General features: G+C 72.5%; 20 protein-coding genes. 17 read left to right on the top strand and 3 right to left on the bottom strand.

Annotated elements, in window-relative coordinates; translation table 11 throughout:
* Positions 1-149 precede the first annotated feature (149 nt).
* The 12 genes from IW249_RS20850 to IW249_RS20905 all read left to right on the top strand — a co-directional run bounded on the left by IW249_RS20850 (position 150) and on the right by IW249_RS20905 (position 13551).
* A complete protein-coding gene (locus tag IW249_RS20850; RefSeq protein ID WP_196922305.1) occupies positions 150-2087 on the top strand; it encodes a hypothetical protein in 1938 nt (645 codons plus the stop codon).
* Positions 2088-2215: 128 nt separating this feature from the next.
* On the top strand, positions 2216-2734 hold the full coding sequence (locus tag IW249_RS20855) for an acyltransferase (protein ID WP_181518689.1): 519 nt from the start codon (positions 2216-2218) through the stop codon (positions 2732-2734).
* Positions 2727-4325, top strand: a complete 1599-nt coding sequence (locus IW249_RS20860; protein ID WP_196922306.1) for a lipopolysaccharide biosynthesis protein — start codon at positions 2727-2729, stop codon at positions 4323-4325. Before IW249_RS20855 ends, IW249_RS20860 begins: the two co-directional genes overlap by 8 nt.
* A 68-nt stretch (positions 4326-4393) precedes the next feature.
* Positions 4394-5686: an O-antigen ligase family protein gene (locus IW249_RS20865; RefSeq protein WP_307788833.1), complete on the top strand. Its 1293-nt coding sequence runs from the start codon at positions 4394-4396 to the stop codon at positions 5684-5686.
* Positions 5683-7320, top strand: a complete 1638-nt coding sequence (locus IW249_RS20870; protein ID WP_307788650.1) for a lipopolysaccharide biosynthesis protein — start codon at positions 5683-5685, stop codon at positions 7318-7320. The genes IW249_RS20865 and IW249_RS20870 overlap by 4 nt, the downstream gene beginning before the upstream one ends.
* An 8-nt stretch (positions 7321-7328) precedes the next feature.
* Positions 7329-8231, top strand: a complete 903-nt coding sequence (locus IW249_RS20875; protein WP_196924885.1) for a sulfotransferase domain-containing protein — start codon at positions 7329-7331, stop codon at positions 8229-8231.
* Positions 8228-9490: a hypothetical protein gene (locus tag IW249_RS20880; RefSeq protein WP_196922307.1), complete on the top strand. Its 1263-nt coding sequence runs from the start codon at positions 8228-8230 to the stop codon at positions 9488-9490. Before IW249_RS20875 ends, IW249_RS20880 begins: the two co-directional genes overlap by 4 nt.
* A gap of 214 nt (positions 9491-9704) precedes the next feature.
* Complete coding sequence (locus IW249_RS20885; RefSeq protein ID WP_196922308.1) at positions 9705-10184, top strand: glycosyltransferase family 28 protein; 480 nt, start codon at positions 9705-9707, stop codon at positions 10182-10184.
* Complete coding sequence (locus tag IW249_RS20890; protein WP_196922309.1) at positions 10181-10855, top strand: glycosyltransferase; 675 nt, start codon at positions 10181-10183, stop codon at positions 10853-10855. Before IW249_RS20885 ends, IW249_RS20890 begins: the two co-directional genes overlap by 4 nt.
* On the top strand, positions 10852-11775 hold the full coding sequence (locus IW249_RS20895) for a glycosyltransferase family 2 protein (RefSeq protein WP_196922310.1): 924 nt from the start codon (positions 10852-10854) through the stop codon (positions 11773-11775). Before IW249_RS20890 ends, IW249_RS20895 begins: the two co-directional genes overlap by 4 nt.
* A 94-nt stretch (positions 11776-11869) precedes the next feature.
* On the top strand, positions 11870-13048 hold the full coding sequence (aroC, locus tag IW249_RS20900; RefSeq protein WP_196922311.1) for a chorismate synthase: 1179 nt from the start codon (positions 11870-11872) through the stop codon (positions 13046-13048).
* Positions 13048-13551, top strand: a complete 504-nt coding sequence (locus IW249_RS20905; RefSeq protein WP_196922312.1) for a shikimate kinase — start codon at positions 13048-13050, stop codon at positions 13549-13551. Before aroC ends, IW249_RS20905 begins: the two co-directional genes overlap by 1 nt.
* A gap of 38 nt (positions 13552-13589) precedes the next feature.
* Here IW249_RS20905 and IW249_RS20910 read toward each other — a convergent pair whose 3' ends face one another.
* Positions 13590-14669 carry an IS110 family RNA-guided transposase gene (locus IW249_RS20910; RefSeq protein WP_196920513.1) on the bottom strand — a complete coding sequence of 360 codons (1080 nt, stop codon included), beginning with the start codon at positions 14667-14669 and terminating at the stop codon, positions 13590-13592.
* 367 nt (positions 14670-15036) lie between these two features.
* A complete protein-coding gene (locus IW249_RS20915; protein ID WP_196922313.1) occupies positions 15037-15765 on the bottom strand; it encodes an alpha/beta fold hydrolase in 729 nt (242 codons plus the stop codon).
* Between the two features lie 79 nt (positions 15766-15844).
* Between IW249_RS20915 and IW249_RS20920 the strand changes: the two genes are divergently transcribed.
* From IW249_RS20920 to nusB, 5 genes are all read left to right on the top strand, one after another.
* Entirely contained in the window at positions 15845-16843 is a 999-nt protein-coding gene (locus tag IW249_RS20920) for a helix-turn-helix transcriptional regulator (protein WP_196922314.1), read from the top strand.
* 10 nt (positions 16844-16853) lie between these two features.
* Positions 16854-17933 carry a 3-dehydroquinate synthase gene (gene aroB / locus IW249_RS20925; protein WP_196922315.1) on the top strand — a complete coding sequence of 360 codons (1080 nt, stop codon included), beginning with the start codon at positions 16854-16856 and terminating at the stop codon, positions 17931-17933.
* On the top strand, positions 17930-18355 hold the full coding sequence (gene aroQ, locus IW249_RS20930) for a type II 3-dehydroquinate dehydratase (protein ID WP_196922316.1): 426 nt from the start codon (positions 17930-17932) through the stop codon (positions 18353-18355). Before aroB ends, aroQ begins: the two co-directional genes overlap by 4 nt.
* A gap of 86 nt (positions 18356-18441) precedes the next feature.
* On the top strand, positions 18442-18999 hold the full coding sequence (gene efp, locus IW249_RS20935; RefSeq protein WP_007458344.1) for an elongation factor P: 558 nt from the start codon (positions 18442-18444) through the stop codon (positions 18997-18999).
* Positions 19000-19022: 23 nt separating this feature from the next.
* Positions 19023-19433 (top strand): transcription antitermination factor NusB, encoded by a 411-nt coding sequence (gene nusB / locus IW249_RS20940; protein ID WP_184188983.1) that lies wholly within the window; start codon positions 19023-19025, stop codon positions 19431-19433.
* A 90-nt stretch (positions 19434-19523) separates the two neighbouring features.
* Here the strand turns inward: nusB and bldD are convergent, their stop codons facing one another.
* Positions 19524-20012: a transcriptional regulator BldD gene (bldD, locus tag IW249_RS20945; RefSeq protein WP_007458348.1), complete on the bottom strand. Its 489-nt coding sequence runs from the start codon at positions 20010-20012 to the stop codon at positions 19524-19526.
* Positions 20013-20101 lie beyond the last annotated feature (89 nt).

Here is a 20101-nt window from a genome sequence, read left to right on the forward strand (position 1 = left end):
GCGGATTCATGCACCGCCCAATCGGCGGATTTTGTTAACCAGGCTGGACGAGGCACGCTACCTCGGGTTCTCATCCAATCTGGAGGCGCAGCGTGCCCAAACTCTCGCACTTGTGGCGTTTTGCAGGACGACGTCGTACTCGGGCGGGGATGGTCGCGTTGGCGATCATCGCCGCAGCTCTGGGCGTGCCCACGACCGCGTCGGCCGCGGTGGTGCCGGTCCCGGTCACGGCGACCCTGGTGTCGGCGAACCCCGCCGACGCGACCCCGCACGCGCGAGACGGTGAGACCCGTGCCTTTGCGCAGGTGGGCAACACGGTCTTCGTCGGCGGCAGCTTCACCCAGCTGCGGCAGACCGCCAGTTCCGCGTGGATCACGCAGCGCTACCTCTTCGCGTACGACCGGACCACCGGCACCATGTCGACGACCTTCCTGCCGGTGCTCGACGGCGCGGTCAACACCCTGCTCGCCGGCCCCGGCGGCACGCTGATCGTCGGCGGCACCTTCAAGAACGTCAACGGCGTCTCCCGGAAGAACCTGGTGGCGCTCAACCCGTCCACCGGCGCGATCATCGACAGCTGGGTCGGGCGCTCCGACGGCGGCACCGTCCGTGACCTGGCGTTGGACGGCAACTGGCTGTACGTGGCCGGTGCGTTCAACTGGCTCAACGGCACCGCGCACTCCGGTCTCGGTCGGCTCAACGCGACCACCGGCGCGATCGACCCGAGCTTCAACATCAACGCCACGGTCGGGCGGCACAGCACCACGTCGTACGTCTGGACCATCGACGTCGCGCCGGACGGCGACACCCTTGTCGTCGGCGGCAACTTCACGCTCGTCAACGACCTGCCGCGCAACCAGATGGCGTTGGTGGACGTCTCCGGGACCCCCACGGTGCTCGACTGGAGCACCGACAAGTTCGTGCCGCCGTGCGCGGCGCCGACGACCTTCGTGCACTACGTGCAGGACGTGAAGTTCGGCGGCGACGGCAGCTGGTTCGTGGTCGGCACCAACGGCGGCGCCGGCTGGCCGACCGCGTACTGCGACGCCCTGGTCCGCTTCGAGACCGCCGCGCGGGGCAGTGGCCTGCTCGCCACCTGGGTCGACTACACCGGCAACGACACCATCACAGCGGTCGAGGTGGCGGACAACGTCATCTACCTGGGCGGGCACTTCCGCTGGGTCAACAACCCGAACGCCAGCGACAACGCCGGCCCGGGCGCTGTCGACAGGCTCGGCATCGCCGCCGTCTCGCCGGCGACCGGCATGCCGGTGAACTGGAACCCGCGTCGCAGCGGCAGCGCCTCGATGCCGTCGGGCACCAGCAACTGGGGCTCCTCGGTGCCGGTGCTCTGGCGCGGCTCGGACGGCCTGTACTTCGGGCACAACTCCGACGGCATGGGCGAGGAGTACCACGGTCGGCTCGGTATGTTCCCGCTCGCCGGTGGTCGCACCTTCACTCCGAAGAACCCGCCGTCGGCCACCACCGGCAACCTCTACCTGGGCACCGCCTCGGGCACCGTGGCGAAGGTGCCGTTCGACGGGACCGCGTTGGGCACCGCGACCAGCGTCAGCCAGCCCGCGTACACGGCGGCCGGCGCGACCTGGCGGGTGGACGACCGGATCTACTGGTCGCACACGGTGGCCGGCACCCCCACCGGTAGTCGGATCGACGTCTCGCTCTTCAACGGGGGCGCGATCGGCTCGCCGTGGGAGGCGTCCGGCTACAACGACTGGTACAACCCGGCGTTGCTGACCGGCGCCTTCTTCCTCGACGGCCGGCTCTACTACACCCGTACCGGGGCGAACAGCCTCTACTACCGCTACTTCGAGATCGACGGCAACTATCTCGGTGCCACCGAGTTCGCCCTCCCCACCACGGGTGTGACCTGGTCCGCGGTGCGGGGCATGGCCTGGGTGGGCGGCCGGATCGTCTACGGCTCCACCGACGGCGCGCTGCGGAGTGTGCCGTTCGACCCGACGGCCGCGCCGAGCGCGGTGGTCAACGGCACCACGGCGACCGTCGTCAGCAGCGCGACGCCCGAGTTGTCCTGGTCTACCCCATCGACATTCTTCTCCGTACAGTAAGGGTCAACCGTTCGTAACGGAGCATCGGTAGATTGTTCACGTTGGGCCGGTGGCGGGTACCACCGCCGCCGGCCCGCGACGGTGGGGGAGGGTCGTTGCTCGGCGCCGCTGGCATCCGAACGAGACGCTTGGTGCGTCTGGTCTTCGCGGTCAAACGCGGCTGGTATCAGCTCCGTTACCGACGGTTGACGCTCGGTCGGGACGTGGAGATCCGTGGCCGCATCCGGTTGCGGCGCGGCGTGCGGGTGACCATCGGGGACCGCACCCGGCTGAACAAGCTCGTCCGCTTTGCCGGCCCCGGCGAGGTTCGCGTCGGCGCGGACTGTCTGCTCAATGCCACCTGGATCGGCACCTGGACGTCGGTGACGGTGGGGGACCGGTGCCTCCTGTCGGACTGCGAACTGCTCGACAACGACTTCCACAACCTGCCCCCCGAGCAGCGGCACGCTCCGCCCGGCCCGCTCACCCGTGCCCCCATCGTTCTCGAGGACAACGTCTGGGTCGGTGCCCACGCCCTGGTCCTGAAGGGCGTACGGGTCGGCCGGGACAGCGTCGTCGGCGCGGCGACTGTGGTCCGGACCGACGTACCACCCGGCGTCGTGGTCGTCGGCAATCCTCAACAGACGGTGAAGAAGTTCCATGACTGATGCAGCGCCCGCCCCCTGGCCCACGGACGGCCCGTCCTCCGGCACCTCCCGTTCCGTGACACTGACCGACCTGCTGCGGGTGCCGATGCACCGGTTGCGGTTGGTGGCGGCGGTCGCCATGGTCGGTCTGCTCGTCGCGCTCGGCTACGTGCTGCTGGTGCCTGCGGCGCAGTCCGCGAGCGCCGTGGTCGCGGTCCGGCCGGTGGTGACCGACGCCTTCACCCCCAGCGGCGCGGGCGCCGACCGTGCGGTCAACATGAACGTGGAAAGCGGCATCGCCACCGGCACCGAGGTGGTGCAGCGGCTCGCCGAATCGGCCGGCGGCGACCCGCGTGACATCCGTGACGCCCTCGAGGTCGAGGTGCCCACCGGCGGGCAGATCCTGCGCTTCACCTACCAGGCGCGCGAGGCGCACCAGGCCGTGCAGAGCGCCAACATGGCCGCCGAGGCCTACCTGAGCGTGCGCCGGACCATGTACGAGCAGCAGCGCGCCGAGATGCTGCGCTCCTACGACGCCAGTATCACCAAGGTCGCCGCTCAGCAGACCGCGTTGCAGAAGCGGGCGAACACCGCCAAGGACACCGCCGCCGGTGACGCGCTGGTGGCCGAGCTGGCCGGGATCAACAACCAGCTCACCCAGCTCAACGCCGCCCGTACCGAGATCGCGGCGGTCGACGTCAACCCCGGCTGGGTCACCCAGACCGCCGAGAAGGCGCTGGTCACGTCCGCCGGGCACCGGCCGCTCTACCTGGTCGCCGGCCTGCTCGGTGGCGCGCTGGTCGGCATCGTGCTGGCGTACCTCTGGGAGTCGACCGACCGGCGGGTCCGCTCGGTCGCCGACGGTCGGGAGGCCTCCGGTCTTCCCCTGCTCGGCACGGTGCGTCGACCGGCGTTCCGCGGCAGTCCCCGGGCGGTCGACGCCGACGTCCGGTACGTGGCGATGGCCGTCGCCGAGCGGGTCCGGCAGCCGGCCCGGGTGGCGCTGGTGACCGCCCGGGAGGACGCCACGGCGCTCACCGCAGGGCTCGCGGTGGCGCTCGCCGTGGACGGCCGGGAGGTCTTCGTGGCCGACGACAGCGGACGGATCGAGCGGCTCCGCGCCAGCGTGCTCGCCGACCGGGGTCGGCTGCCCATCGACCCGTCCCGGCCGCTGGTGCCCAAGCCCCGGCCGGCCGGAAGCACACCGGCCGCCGCTGCCGCCACCGACAGCCCGTCCGCCCGCCGACCCTCCCCGCACCCGCCCGGCGCCCGCCCGTCCACCGACCCGGACGCCACGCTGACGTTGCCGCGGGTGTCGTCAGCCCGCCCCGAGAACGGTCGCGTCGTCGCCCCGGACGAGGTTGCCGTCGGGGTGGGCAGTGTCCGGTTCGGCACGTGGCGACAGGGCGCGGACCACGGCCTGGTCCTCTTCAACGCCCCGCCGGCTGAGTCCGACGAGCGTGGCGTGGCAGTGGCCCGGCAGGGCAGCGCGGTGGTGGTCGTCGAGCGGGACCGAACCCGGCAGAGCGACCTGCGCCGCCTGGTGGAGCGGCTGCGCGCCGCCGGGGTCACCCCGCTGGGCTTCGTGCTCACCCGGAACGGCCGGGTCTGAGCGTGTCGGTGACCCGCGCCCCGGCGACCGAACCACCGCCCGGAGGCGCACCGGAGGAGGCCGCGCCGGTGCCGCCGTCCGCGCCGCCGCTACTGCCGCTCTGGCCACTGTCGATGATGTTCGGCCTGGTGCCGCTCTGGTGGCTGCTCGGTGCGTTCTACCTCGGCTGGCCGCTGCTGGGTGCGCTGCTGTTCGCGTTGCTGCTCACCCGGGGACGCGTGCCGCTGCCGCCGGCGGTCGGCATCTGGCTTCTCTTCCTCGCCATCGTGGTGGTCAGCGCCACCCAACTGTCGTCGCCCGCCTCGTTGCTCACGTTCGCCCTGCGGCTGGCCTTCTACCTGACCGCGTTGGTGGTCGGCGTCTACGTCTACGCCGCCGCCCGGGAACGCGCCAGCCTGGTGGCGGTGCTCACCCCGCTCTGCGCGTTCTGGTTCGGGCTGGTGGCGCTGGGCTGGCTCGGGGTGCTGATGCCCCGGCTGGCCATGACGACCCCGATGGAGATGCTGCTGCCCGGCGGGGTGGCCAGCACCCCGTTCATCCAGGACATGGTGCACCTCACCACCGCTGAATACAGTGCCCGTTCGCTCAACCCGATCTATCGGCCGGCCGCGCCGTTCGCGTACACCAACAACTACGGCAGCGCGTACGCCATGACCCTGCCCTGCGTGGTGGCCTTCGCGATGCTGCGCCGGCAGGGGCTGCTGCGGTGGGCGCTGCTGGCGTCGCTGCCGCTGTCGTTGGCGCCGGCGTTCCTCACCCTCAACCGGGCGATGTTCCTCAGCCTCGGTGCCGGGCTGGCGGTGCTCGGGGTGCGGGCCAGCCTGCGCGGCAACGTCCGGGTGGCCGCGTCCATCGTCGGGGTGGTGGTGATCGGCGCGTTGGCCACGCTCTTCATCCCGATCACCGAGCTGATCAGCAGACGGGTCGACTCCAGCGACACCAACACCGACCGGCTCTCGCTCTACACCGAGGTGATCCGCCGGGTGCAGGAGTCACCGTGGCTGGGTTACGGCGCCCCGGTGAACGTCGACACCGTGTCGGCGGCCGCGCCGATCGGCACCCAGGGGCAGCTGTGGATGGTGCTGTTCAGTCACGGCGTACCCGCGCTCATCTGTTTCCTGGCGTGGTTCGTCGCCGCCGCGGTGATCTGCGCGCGGGCGACGTCGGCGGCCGGGCAGTGGCTGGCGGTGGTGCCGGTGGTCTGCCTCGTGCAGGTCCCGTTCTACGGAATGGCCAACCAGAACCTCGCTGTCGCGTTCTTCGCCGTCGCCTTCGCGATGGCGCTGACCGAACGCGAACGGCTGACCCGGTTGACCGGGTCGTCGCCGACGCCCGCGCGGACCGCGCCGGTGCCCGCGTGACCGCCGCGACCCGGCCGCCGACCGGTGCCGACGAGGGCCGGCCGACGCCCGCCCTAGCCGAGGATCAGGCCGCGCCGTCACCCGCCGGGGACACCGGCTCGGCCGAGACCCGCCGCAGCGCGCGCAGCGGCGTGGCCGGACTGCTCGGCGCGGCCACCAGTGGCTTGTTCGGGTTCGTGCTGGCCGTCGTGATCACCCGGGGGTACGGCACGGCCGGCGCGGGCGCGTTCTTCGCCGCGATCGGGGTCGTCACCGTGGCGACCGCGATCTGCACGCTCGGCGCGGAGACCGGTCTGATGTGGGCGCTGCCGCGCCGCAGTGCCGGTGTGCGCGGTGACGCGGCCCGGGTGCTCCCGGTGGCGCTGATCCCGCCGCTGCTGACCGGGCTGCTGGTCGCCGGCGCGGGAGTGCTGGCCGCCGACGCGCTCGCGCCCCGGCTGCTGCGCGGCTCCGGCGCGAGCGGTGACGCGCTGCTCACCGTCACGTTCGCCGCGGTGCCGGTGGTGGTCGCGATGACCCTGCTGCTGGCCGCGCTGCGCTGCGTGCGGCCCATCCGGGCGTACGTCGGGGTGCAGTTCCTGCTGCTGCCGATCGCCCGCCCGGTGCTGGTCGGCGCCGCCGCGCTGGCGGGTGGTGGTCTGCTCGCAGGCATGACCGGGTGGTTGGTGCCGGCGGCGTTGGCGCTGCTGGCCTGCCTCACCCTCGTCGCCGGCCCGCTCGGGCTGGGCCGGGGCGCGACGCTGCGGCCGCGCCGCGCGGACTGGTCGACGTTCTGGCGCTTCGCGCTGCCCCGGGCCGCCTCGGCGGCCATCGACGCCGGCAGCATGTGGGTCGGGGTGCTGCTCACCTCGGTGCTGGCCGGGCCGGCGGACGCCGGTGTGTTCGGCGCCGTCGGCCGGTACGTGCTGGCCGGCCAGCTGGCCATGCAGGGGTTGCGGGTGGCGGTGTCTCCGCAGTTGTCCCGGCTGCTCGGGCGGGGCGAGCGGGCCGCGGCGGCGGCCGTGCACCGGCAGTTGACCACCTGGGGGCTGGTGCTGTCCTGGCCGGTCTACCTGCTGCTGGCGGTCTTCGCGCTGGCCTTCCTCCAGCTGTTCGGGCCGGAGTTCACCGCGGGTGTGCCGGCGATGACGGTGCTCGCGCTGGCGATGCTGGTCAACACCGGGGTGGGCAACGTGCAGAGCCTGCTCCTGATGGGCGGGCGCAGCGGGCTGCACCTGGTCGCCACAGTGGCCGGGTTGACGGTGACCGTCTCGCTGGGGCTCTGGCTGATCCCCCGCCACGGCGCGACGGGCGCCGCGGTGGCCTGGGCGGCCGGCATCGCCACCGAGAACCTCACCGCCGCCGCGTTCGCCCGGTCGGTGGTTCGGGAGCCGCTCTTCGACGCCGCGATGGTGCGTGCCGCGGTGGCCACCATCGCCGGTGTGGGCCTGGCCGCCGGCGTCGGCGTGCTGGTCGGAGGTCGCGGCCTGCCCGGCCTCGCGCTGGCGCTCGCGGTGCTGGTGGCCGGCTGCGTCGGCATGTTGACGTTGCCCCGGGTGCGCGCCGGCATCCGGGGGACCATGAGGCAGATCCGTGGAGGAGACAACGCGGCCGCGGCCGCGGAGCCCACCTCGGCATCGACGAGAGGCAGGTGAGGTTCGTCGTGGTGTCCATCCGTGACCGGGTCAAGCAGTTGGTTCCGACCCAGGTGACCACCCGGGTGAAGGAGTCGCTTGTCGACTACGGCGTTCGCACCAGCGACCGCCGGCCGCTACCGGACTTCCTGATCATCGGGACCAAACGGGGTGGCACCACCTCCCTGTGGAACTACCTCATCCAGCACCCGTTGGTGCCCCGGCTCTTTCCCGCGTGGAACACCAAGTCGGCGCACTACTTCGAGGAGCACTGGGGGCGCGGCGAATCCTGGTACCGCTCGCACTTCCCGACCGAGCGGCAGCGCGAGGCCCTTTCCAAGCGGCACGGCGGGCCGGCCCGGGTCGGTGAGGCCGCCCCGCTGTACATGTTCCACCCGCTGGCCGCGCAGCGGGTCGCCGCGCTGATGCCGACGGTGAAGCTCATCGTGCTGCTGCGGGACCCGGTGGAGCGGGCGTACTCGCACTGGAAGGAACGCCGCACCCACGGCATCGAACCACTGGACTTCGCCGCCGCGCTGGCGGCCGAGCCGGAGCGTACGGCGGGGGAGCGGGAACGGTTGATCGCCGAGCCGGAGTCGTTCAGCGAGCCGTACGACTGGTACACGTACCGGGCCCGGGGGCGCTATCTGGAGCACCTGGAGCCGTGGCTGGAGCGCTTCGACCGCCAGCAGATCCTCTTCCTGCCCAGCGAGGACCTGTACCGCGACTCGCGCGCGACCTACGGGCGCACCCTGGACTTCCTCGGTCTGCCGGCGTACGACCTGCCCAACTTCAAGGTCTACAACGATCGGCGCTCGGCACCTCTGGAGCCGACCGTGCGTGCTGAGCTGACCGACTACTACCGGCCGTACAACGACGCGTTGCGCCAGCGGCTCGGGTTGGACCTCGACTGGGCGGACCGGTCGGCGTGACGACCCTGGTGGGCCCGGCCGCCGACCCGCGTTCCCGGGTGGACGGCCTGGGTTGGGTGAGCCGCGCGGTCTTCCCGGACGACCGGGTCGGCCTGACCGTGGCGGGCGACCCGCCGGCCGGTCACCGGGCGGTGGCCCGGTACGCGGTGGTGCCGTCGGTCGCCCGGGCCCGGTTCCTGGTGCCGTTGGGTGCGCCCCGGGCCGGGGCGGCGTCCCTGTTGGCGTACAACGCCCTGCGGCCACCGAAGGTGCGCGCGCTGCGGGCTGTGCTCGGCGGGCTGGCCCGGTTCGGTCGGGTGGGGCTCGCGCCGTTTCCGACGTTGACCGTCTCGGTGCCGGCCGGAGTGCCGGCCGCGGAGCTGTTGTTGAGCGAGCGGCTCTCCGCCGACCTGGGTGACACGCCGCTGCTGGCCGCGTTCGGGGTCCGCCCACCCGACCCCAACGGCAAGCCCACCCTGCAACTCTTCAGCGCCGACGGGCGTCCGCGTGGCTACGCGAAGATCGGCTGGAACGACGCGACCCGCGCGCTGGTCAGCGCGGAGGCGGCGGCGCTGCGGGCGTTGCGTGCGGTGGTCGGCGTCGCCGACCACCCGACGCCACCGCGGCTGCTCACCGAGACGTCGTGGGCGGGCCAGGTGGTCGCGGTGATCGAGCCGTTGCCCCCGGCGGTACGCGGCGTGCCGGTGGACGACCCACCCCGGATCGCCGCGCTGCTCGCGGTCGCCCGGCGGGGCCGCCCGGCGGGCACACCTCGACCGCTGGTCGACTCGACCTTCCTGCACCGGCTGGCCGAGCAGGCCGGCCGGTCCGCCGCGACCGAGCCGGCCGGTGCGCGGGCCGTCGCCGCGGTTTCCGCGCTGGCCCGTCGGCACGGCGGCACCAGCGTCGAGTTCGGTCACTGGCATGGTGACTGGGTGCCGTGGAACCTGGGCTGGCACGCCGGCCGGTTGGTCGCCTGGGACTGGGAGCACAGCGGGCCGGACGTGCCGGTCGGCTTCGACCTGGCGCACGACGCGTTCCAGCGGGCCCTCGTGCTGCGCGGGGAGCCGGCCGACGCCGCCGCGGCGGCCGTGGACGGATATCTGGGCCGGCACGGCGAGCGGCTCGGCCTCGACGCGGCGCAGCGCCGGCTCGTGGCCGACGCGTACCTGGTGGAGATGTGGTTGCGGACCTGGCGGCTGGCCGACGCGGGCGCGGGCTGGAACGCCGCCCTGCATCCCGCACTCTTGGACGTCATCGAGAAAAGACATAGCGGCTGATCTGGAGGAATCGCGGCGGCGACGGCGCGCCGCAGAGTGACGACAAAATCGCAGGTGGTGATGACGATCGATGGACCTCGGACGTTCGGCGTACCGGACCGCCTGCTGTGGAGATCGTCATGTCGGCCGGTCGCGCTATTCAACGACCGGGAATCGTGTGATCTGCTTCTGCGTGGCGTGAACTGAAATTCCAAGCGAACTTGTGGGGAGTCGCGTGGACACGAAGAACGACGACAGTGGGGCGCCGGTGCTGCTGCTGGTCGGCTCCAGCGGCGGCCATCTGGCCCAACTACTGGCCCTGCGGCCCTGGTACGAACAGTGGCGGCGCTGCTGGGTCACCTTCGACACCCCGGAGGCGATCTCGCTGCTGGCCGGCGAGGACCTGGTCCCGGCGCACCACCCGACCACCCGCAACGTGCCGAACCTGCTGCGCAACGCGCTGCTGGCCTGGCGGGTGCTGCGGGCACGGCGGGTCGCCGCGGTGGTCACCACCGGGGCCGGGGTGGCGGTGCCGTTCGTGGTGCTGGCCCGGCTGCGGCGCATCCCGACCGTCTACATCGAGGTGTACGACCGGATCGACACCCCGACGTTGACCGCTCGGCTCTGCCGGCCGTTCCTGTCCGCGATGCTCGTGCAGTGGGACGAGCAGCGCCGGCAGTACCCCGAGGCGACAGTCGTCGGGACGCTGCTGTGACCGGGGAGACGGGCACCGCCTGGCGTCCGCAGTCCCGGCCGGCGGCCGAGGCGGCCCGCCTGCCCCGGCAGCGGGACAGCTCGGCGGTCGCCCAGCTCCGACTGCTGGTCGCGGTGGGCACCGACAAGCACCCCTTCGACCGGCTCGTCGACTGGTTGGCGCAGTGGCACGCGCGGGCCGCCGGCCCGATCGGGTTGACAGTGCAGCACGGGCACACCACCGCACCCCAGTTGCCCGGCGCGGTGCCGTTCCTCGGCCACGACGCCTTGCAGCAGGCGATGATCGACGCGGATCTGGTGGTCTGCCACGGCGGTCCGGCGACCATCCTGGAGGCCCGCCGGCACGGCCACCTGCCCATCGTGGTGCCCCGCGATCCGGCTCGCGGTGAGCACGTCGACAACCACCAGCTTCTCTTCGCCCGCCGGCTCGGCGCCGCCGGGCTGGTGGCGCTCTGCGAGACCCGGGAGGCGCTGCACGACGCGCTGGCCGCCGGGGTGGCCGACCCGTCCCGGTACGCGGTGGCCGCCGACCCGGAGGCACACGAGGCGCAACGGGCGGCGGTGGCCCGGGTCGGGCAGATCATCGACGACCTGGTGGCCCGCTCGACCCCGCGCCCACCCCGGTGGCGGGCCTGGCCCCGGCCGCGCCCGGGTACGAAGGAGACTCGATGACCCAGCAGCCGAGCGTCAGCGTCGTGGTCCCCACCCGGGACCGCCCGGAGCTGCTGCGGGCCGCGGTGCGCGCGATCCTGGCCCAGGACTACCCGGGCCTGATCGAGGTCGTCGTGGTGTTCGACCAGTCCGCGCCGGACGAGTCGCTGACCGAGCTCGGCGGCGGCCCGGCCCGTGTGGTCCGGGTGATCCGCAACGCCCGTACCCCCGGGTTGGCCGGAGCGCGCAACAGCGGCACGCTCGCCGCCGAGGGTGAGCTGGTCGCGTTCTGCGACGACGACGACGAGTGGCTGCCCGGCAAGCTGGCCGCCCAGGTCGACGCGCTGGCCGGCGATCCGGCCGCCGAGTTCGTCTGCTGCGGCATTCGCGTGAACTACGACGGGAACACCGTCGACCGGGTGCTCGACAAGGACCGGATCACCCTGGACGACCTGCTCCGCGACCGGATGACGGAGTTGCACCCGTCGACCTTCCTGATCCGCGCCACCGCACTGCGCAACGGGTTCGGGCTGGTCGACGAGGAGATTCCGGGCAGCTACGCGGAGGACTACGAGTTCCTGCTCCGGGCCGCCCGCAGCGCGCCGCTGATCAACCTGCGCACGCCGTCGGTGCTGGTCCGCTGGCACAAGCGCTCGTACTTCGCGCAACGCTGGGACACCATCTCCGAGGCGTTGCAGTGGTTGCTGCAGCGCTACCCGGAGTTCGCCAGCCAACCGGCCGGCGAGGCCCGGGTCGCCGGGCAGATCGCGTTCGCCCAGGCCGCCTCCGGCGACCGCCGGGGCGCGCTGCGCTGGGCCCGGCGCACCCTGCGGAGCAACCCCCGCGAGCCGCGCGCCTACCTGGCCCTCGCCGTCGCGGGTCGGGTGGTCCGGGCCGACGCGGTGCTGCGCACCCTGCACAAGCGCGGCCGAGGGATCTGAGCCGCCGCCCGCACGAGCGGGCGGCGGCGTCCGCTGGGCGGGACGCGCCGGGGACCGCGTCGCGTCGGTGGCCCGCCGTGACAGACTGACCGCTGTGTTGCGCTGGCTGACTGCAGGTGAATCGCATGGTCCCGCCCTCGTCGCGATGATGGAGGGGGTGCCGGCCGGCATCGAGGTGACCACCACCGAGATCGCCGACGAGCTGGCCCGTCGGCGACTGGGCTACGGCCGGGGTGCCCGGATGTCGTTCGAGCGGGACGAGGTCGAGCTTCTCGGCGGCCTGCGGCACGGCGTGACACTGGGCAGCCCGGTGGCGATCCGGGTCGGCAACTCCGAGTGGCCGAAGTGGCAGACCGTGATGGCCGCCGACCCGGTCGACCCCGACGAGCTGGCCCGGCAGGCCCGCAACGCCCCGCTGACCCGCCCCCGGCCGGGCCACGCGGACCTGGCCGGCATGCAGAAGTACGGCCACACCGACGCCCGGCCCATCCTGGAACGCGCCAGCGCCCGGGAGACCGCCGCCCGGGTGGCCGTCGGCACCGTCGCCAAGGCGCTGATCCGCCAGGCGCTCGGCATCGAGATCGTCTCGCACGTCATCGAGCTGGGCCCGGTGGCCGCGAAGCCCGGGCTGCGTCCGACGCCGTCCGACGCCGCCCGGATCGACGCCGACCCGCTGCGCTGCCTCGACCCGGAGGCCAGCGCCCTGATGGTCGCCGAGGTCGATGCCGCGAAGAAGGCCGCCGACACCCTCGGCGGCGTGGTCGAGGTGCTGGCGTACGGGGTGCCACCGGGGCTGGGCAGCCACGTGCAGTGGGACCGCAAGCTCGACGCCCGGCTGGCCACCGCGCTGATGTCCATCCAGGCGATCAAGGGCGTGGAGATCGGCGACGGCTGGCAGCAGGCCCGGTCCCGCGGCTCCGAGGCGCACGACGAGATCATCCCGTCGGCCACCGGCGTCCGCCGGGTCACCGACCGGGCCGGCGGGCTGGAGGGTGGCATCACCACCGGCGAGCCGCTGCGGGTCCGCGCCGCGATGAAGCCGATCTCCTCGCTGAACCGGGCACTGGCCACGGTGGACGTCACCACCGGCGAGCCGGCCACCGCCATCAACCAGCGTTCCGACGTCTGCGCGGTGCCCGCCGCGGCGGTCGTCGCCGAGGCGATGGTGGCGCTGGTGCTCGCCGAGGCGGCCACCGAGAAGTTCGGTGGGGACTCGATCGCCGAGATCCGTCGCAACCTGGCCGGGTACCTCGACGCGCTGGTCATCCGCTGATGGCACCGGTCGTCGTGCTGGTCGGCGCGCCCGGCTGCGGCAAGACCACAGTGGGGCGGGCGCTCGCCGCCACCCTCGGCGTGGAGTTCCGCGACACCGACACCGACATCGAGCAGATGGCCGGGAAGCCGATCCCGGAGATCTTCATCGACGAGGGTGAGGCGCACTTCCGTACCTTGGAACGGGCTGCCGTGGCTGCGGCGCTGGCCGCCGGCACGGGCGTGCTCGCCCTCGGCGGCGGCGCGGTGCTGGCCGAGGAGACCCGGGCGGCCCTGATCGGGCACCGGGTGGTGCACCTCTCGGTCGAGTTGCCCGACGCGGTGTGGCGGGTCGGGCTCGGCGCCGGCCGGCCGCTGCTGGCGATCAACCCCCGGGCCACCCTCAAGCACCTGATGGATCAGCGCCGGCCGCTCTACGCCGAGGTGGCCACCGAGACGGTGGTCACCGACGGACGGGCCCCGGCACAGGTCGTCGCCGAGATCGCCGCCCTGCTCCCGCGCTGACGCGGACACCTGCCGCGCCGATCTGTGAGTGGGGGTTGTCAAGGGGTGCGGTGGTGGGTGGTGATGGTGCGGTAGAGCTGTCGGGCGATGTAGCGCTTGAGGCAGCGGTTGATTTCTCTGGTGGTGCGGCCTTGGGCGCGGCGTCGGTTGATGTAGTCGCGGGTTTCGGGGTGGATGCGGCGGCGGGTCAGGGCGATGGTGTGTAGGGCGCTGTTGAGGGTTCTGTCGCCGCCGCGGTTGAGGCGGTGTCGGTCGGTGCGGCCGCTGGCGACGGGTATGGGGGCGGCGCCGGCGAGGGTGGCGTAGGCGGCTTCGGAGCGGACGCGGCCGGGGTGTGACCAGGCGGTGAGGGCGATCGCGGCGGTGACGGGTCCGACTCCGGGTTGGTCGAGCAGGGGTGGGCAGAGTTCGGTGACGAGGGCGCGGAGGCGTCGGTGGTTGTCGGCCAGTGCGGCGTCGAGGGTGTGGATGTGACGGGCGAGGGTGCCCAGTTCGCGGCGGCGGGTGTGTTCCTCGGTGGGCAGGTGGGTGCTCTCGGGTAGGTCGAGGGCGGCCAGGCGGGCGATCTGGTGGGTGGTGCTCAGCCCGCGTAGGGCGTGGCGCAGGGCGTCGTCGGCGGTCAGGATCAGCGCTTTGACCAGGTTGACCGTGGCGGTGCGCGTGTCGCTGTGGTGGCGGCGGCAGACCAGCAGCAGACGCAGCGCTTCGCGTGGTCCGTCGCTGCGGGGCACAGCGATATGGTCGGTGGACAGTGCCAGCACCGCGTGGGCGGCGGCGACCGCGTCGAGTTGATCGGACTTCCCGCCCCGGCGGCGGGCCGCCGGGGCGGGTTTGGGTGCCTCGCAGACCGGTTCACCGGCAGCGCTCAACAGCCGGCACAGTCCCTGACCGTGCGCCCGGGTGCCCTCTACCGCCCACAACCGGCGCCCGTCCGGCGGGGTGTGCGCGGCGGCGAAGGCCACCAGCTGGCTCAACCCGTCCGGGTCGGTGGACACGGTGACCTGCGCCAGCACCGCCCCGAACCGGTCGAGCACGGCAGCGGTGTGCGTGTCGGTATGGGTGTCCACCCCCACCACCACGTCATAGCGATCCGTGACCCGCTCTACGATCTGTGCCATCTCGGGTTGTTGCTCCTTTGCCAGTGACGACCGGGACAGTCGGCGTCGGCTCGGGATGCAGTCACCTCGGCGGCAAATCTGTGATGGGCCACGTGTGCTCGCACGGGCAGGCTTCTGATCAGGCCAGCAAGGTGGGCCGGGCCGGCGCCGACGACCACCTGGGGACAGGTCTTGCACAAGGCACACCCGCACTCCGAGCGGCCGGATCGGCAATGAGCCACCCAAGCGATCATCGACGCCGAACCTAGCGGCAACCAGCCGAACCGATCACCACATACATAGAAGCGTCTTGCACTTGCTGTCCCGGCCTAAGGGGCATTCAGCGCATCTCGGCAACCGGAACTGCAAGATCGGCGCAGTGGTGTCCTCAGCTGCGGGCGATCAGGTCGAGGACGTCGGCCAGCGCCTTCGGCTCGCTGAGCATCGGCCAGTGCCCGGTGGGCAGTTCGTGCAGTTGGCCGTCGGCCAGGCCGGTGAAGAACGGATGCTCCTGTCGGATCATCTGTCGCACCACGTCCAGCGGGAAGGTACTGGCGACCAGCGCGGTCGGCACCGGGCGTCCACCGGTGCGTCGCACCGGGTCGGTGGCGGCCCGCAGCGGATGCGGGGTGGTCCGGCTGCGCAGCAACGCGAGCGTGGGCTCGTCCAGGCCGGCCAGGTTGGTCGGGTCGGCGGCCGGGTCCCAGGCCGGCGGCGGCAGCAGGTGCCCGGTGCCGATCGCGGCGCGCAACCGCTGCTGCTCCTCCGGCGGCAGCGTGTCGAACTGCGCCGTGCCGTCCGGCAACGGCCCACTCTCCACGTAGACGACCCGGGCGATCCGGTCCGGGGCGCGGTCCGCCGCCTGGGCGGCCGGCATCCCGCCGCCGGAGTGTCCGACCAGCAGGACGTCGCGCAGGTCCTCGACCTCGAGCAACCGGACGATGTCGGTGGTGTGCGTGTCGAGGCTGACCTCCGGCCCGGCGAGGTGGTCGCGTTCGGCCACCCCGGTCAGTGTCATCGGATGGACCTCGTGCCCCTGCGACCGCAGCGCGACGGTCACGTCCCGCCACGCCCAGGCACCCAGCCAGAATCCCGGTACCAGCACGAATGTCGCCATCTGTCGCTCCTTCTCTCGGTTACCGACAGACCGTACGATCGAATCCGGACAGGATCCGCCCGCTTTGAAGGAGTGGCCCGTGTCACATCCCGCGGGGCGGGTGCTGGCCCTGCTCGAACTGCTGCAGACCCGGCACCGGTCGACGGCCGCCGAACTCGCCGGCCAGCTCGGGGTGGACGAGCGGACCGTGCGCCGCTACGCGACCACGCTGGTCGAGCTGGGCATCCCCGTCACCGCAGACCGGGGCCGCTACGGCGGCTACCGGCTGCACTCCGGCTACAAACTGCCGCCGCTGATGCTCACCGACGACGAGGCGGTGGCCGTCCTGCTCGGCCTCGTCGTCGCCGAACGGGTCGGGCTGGCCACCGAGCAGCCCGCCACCGCCACCGCGCTGGCGAAGATCCGCCGGGTGCTGCCGGCGGCGCTCGCCGACCGGCTCGCCGCCGTCCAGGAGCACCTGGGCTTCACCCTGCGTCGGCCGGAGCCGGAGCGCGGACCGGCGTCGGGCACCCTGCTCGCGCTGGCCTCGGCCGCCCGGCACCGGCAGCGGGTGGCACTGGACTACCGCTCCTGGCGGGGCGAGCAGTCGCACCGCGAGCTCGACCCGTACGGGCTGGTCTTCCACGCCGGCCGTTGGTACGTCACCGGCCACGACCACCGGCGCGGGGAGGTCCGCACCTTCCGACTGGACCGGATCGGCGCCGTGACGCCCGGCGTGGCGACGTTCACAGTGCCGGACGACTTCGAGGCGGTGGCCTGGGTGACCCGGTCGCTGGCCGGGGTGCCGTACACGCACGAGGTGGAGGTCGTGCTGGAGACCGACCTGGTCGCCGCCCGCCGCCGCATCCCGCCCAGCGTGGCCGAGTTGACCGCCACCACCGACGGGGTGCTGCTGCGGGCCCGGGCGGAGAGCCTGCCCGGGATGGCGGCGCTGCTCGCCGGGCTGGGCTGTCCGTTCACGGTGCGACATCCGGCCGCGCTGCGCGCCGAGGTGGCCGAGCACGCCCGCCGGTTGGCGGAGTGGGCCACCCGGCCAGCAGGTGGACAGCCGCCGTCGCCGCGCCGCCCGCTGGACTAGGCTGCCGGCGATGGACGAGGTGACCCGGATTCCGGTCGGCGGCGAGCGGCCGTACGACGTCTTGGTGGGACGTGACCTGCTGGGCGCGCTGCCCGGCCTGCTGCCCGGGGCGACCCGGGCGGCGGTGCTGCACGCGCCTCCGCTCAAGGCCCTCGCGGACGCGCTCGGTGAGCGCCTGCGCGCCGCCGGCGTCGAGCCGCTGCCGATCGAGGTGCCCGACGCCGAGTCGGGCAAACACATCGACGTGGCCTCCGCCTGCTGGGACCGACTCGGAGCGGCGGGCTTCACCCGTACCGACGCGGTGGTCGGAGTGGGCGGCGGCGCGGTGACCGACCTGGCTGGCTTCGTCGCGGCCTGCTGGTTGCGGGGGGTGCGCTGGGTGCCGGTGGCGACCTCGCTGCTGGGCATGGTCGACGCCGCGGTGGGCGGCAAGACGGGCATCAACACGGCCGCCGGCAAGAACCTGGTGGGCGCGTTCCACCCGCCGGTCGGGGTGCTGGCCGACCTGGCCACGCTGGACAGCCTGCCCGCTGTCGACCTGGCGGCCGGCCTGGCCGAGGTCGTCAAGTGCGGTTTCATCGCCGACCCGACGATCCTGGATCTCATCGAGAACGACCCGGAGGCCGCCACCGACCCCCGGGGGCCGGTCAGCCGGGAGCTGATCGAACGGGCGATCCGGGTGAAGGCCGACGTGGTCGCCGGCGACCTGCGCGAGTCGGGCCTGCGGGAGGTGCTCAACTACGGGCACACCCTGGCCCACGCCATCGAGCAGAACGAGGGTTACCGCTGGCGGCACGGCCACGCCGTCGCCGTCGGTCTGGTGTACGCGGCCGCCCTCGCCAGGCTCGCCGGGCGGCTGGACACGCAAACCGCGGACCGGCACCGGGTCACGTTGAGCGCGCTGGGCCTGCCGGTGAGCTACCCGGCGGACGCCTGGCCGCAACTGCTGGCCGCGATGCGGGTGGACAAGAAGACCCGGGGCAGTCGGTTGCGCTTCGTGGTGCTCGACGGGCTGGCCCGCCCGGCGATGCTGGAGGGCCCGGACGACGCGTTGCTGGAAGCCGCCTACCGCGAGGTGGCAACCCCATGAAGGTTCACGTCCTGAACGGGCCGAACCTGGGGCGGCTGGGCACCCGCGAGCCCGACGTGTACGGCGCGACCAGCTACGCCGACCTGGTGGCGCTCTGCGAGAGCACCGGTCGGGAGCTGGGGCTGGACGTCACGGTCCGGCAGACCGACGCGGAGCACGAGCTGCTCGGATGGCTGCACGCGGCGGCCGACGAGGGCGCCGCCGTGGTGCTCAACCCGGCCGCCTGGTCGCACTACTCGTACGCGGTGCGGGACGCCTGCGCCATGCTGCGGGGGCCGCTGGTGGAGGTGCACATCTCCAACATCCACACCCGCGAGGAGTTCCGGCACCACTCGGTGGTGTCGGCGGTGGCGACCGGGGTGATCTGCGGTCTGGGCATCGACGGCTATCGTCTCGCTCTGCACCATCTGGCCACCCGCTGAGCGCCCGCCCCGAGCGGGGACCGGGCGATTCGACGCAGCTAGTAGACTCGTAGGGTCTGTCCGCCAATTGATGATCAAGGCAGGAAATGGCCTCCACCAACGACCTCAAAAACGGCCTGGTACTCAACCTGGACGGCGAGCTCTGGGCCGTCGTCGAGTTCCAGCACGTCAAGCCCGGTAAGGGTGGTGCCTTTGTGCGCACCACGCTGAAGAACGTGCTGTCCGGGAAGGTGGTCGACAAGACCTTCAACGCGGGCACCAAGGTCGAAACCGCGACCGTTGACAAGCGCACGATGCAGTACCTGTACGCCGACGGCGAGGACTTCGTCTTCATGGATCTGGAGACCTTCGACCAGATCACCGTGCCCGGTGGCACCGTCGGCGAGGCAGCCAACTACCTGCTGCCCGAGGCGGAGGCGACAGTCGCCCAGCACGAGGGTGTGCCGCTCTACATTGAGCTGCCCACCAGCGTCGTGCTGGAGGTCACCTACACCGAGCCGGGCCTGCAGGGCGACCGTTCGACCGGCGGCACCAAGCCGGCGACCGTGGAGACCGGTGCCACCGTGCCGGTTCCGCTGTTCATCACCACCGGCGAGAAGATCAAGGTCGACACCCGCGACGGCCGTTACCTCGGCCGCGCCTGATGGCTGAGGGTTCCAAGCAGCAGATGCCGGCGCGCCGCAAGGCGCGCAAGCGGGCGCTGGATGTCCTTTACGAGGCCGACCTACGGGACAAGCCTCCGGTGGAGGTGCTCGCCGGCTACGTGCAGCGGATCGAGCAGCCCCGACCGGAGCATCTGGGTTACGCGGTGGGCCTGGTCGAGGGTGTCGCCGAGCACCTCAACCGGATCGACGAGCTGATCGCCAGCTACGCCGAGGGTTGGACGCTGGAGCGGATGCCGGTCGTCGACCGGAATCTGGCCCGGATCGCCGTCTACGAGTTGCTCTACGTCGACGAGATCGACGACGCGGTGGCGATCAGCGAGGCAGTGGAGTTGGCCCGACAGATGTCGACCGACGATTCGCCGCGCTTCCTCAACGGGGTGCTCGGCCGGATCGCCGAGTACGCCACCCGCTGAGCGTCCCCACCGAACGCCGCAATCCGAAAGGGCCCGTGCCAGTCGGCACGGGCCCTTTCGGTGGAGCGGCAGATCAGGTGGAGCGGCAGATCAGGAGGCGAAGAACGCCCGGGGGTCGGCCACCAGCACGCCGTGCTCGGTGAGCCGCTCGATCAGACCCGACGGTGAGGCGTCGTAGACGATCGCGAGCGCCCGCAGGTCGTCGGCGCGGATGGAGAGCACCCGGCCGTTGTAGTCGCCGCGCTGCTGCTGGATGGCGCGGGCGTAGCGGGCGACGTAGGCCAGGTCCTCGGAGGCCTCGTCGTAGAGCCGCTCCAGGTCCAGGACAATCTTGCTGGTGGGCTCGTGACGGACGCCACTGCCGTCAGGCAGCAACTCCGAGACGGGTACGCGGTAGAACTCGGCCAACTCGGCCAGACGGGACACCGTCACGGCCCGGTCGCCACGCTCGTACGAGCCGACCACCACGGCCTTCCACCGCCCGTTCGACTTCTCCTCCACCCCCTGCAGGGAAAGACCCTGCTGCTGGCGGATGGAGCGCAGGCGGGCGCCCAGAGACTTGGCGTATTCAGAGGGCATTCGGACACTCCCAGTGCTGCTCGGGGTTCTCCCGTCGATCGCTACGGAGCGTGACGGTACGGGGAATGCGACACGTGGTCAAGTGGTCG

It is taken from the genome of Micromonospora vinacea (assembly GCF_015751785.1).
Taxonomy (GTDB): domain Bacteria; phylum Actinomycetota; class Actinomycetes; order Mycobacteriales; family Micromonosporaceae; genus Micromonospora; species Micromonospora vinacea.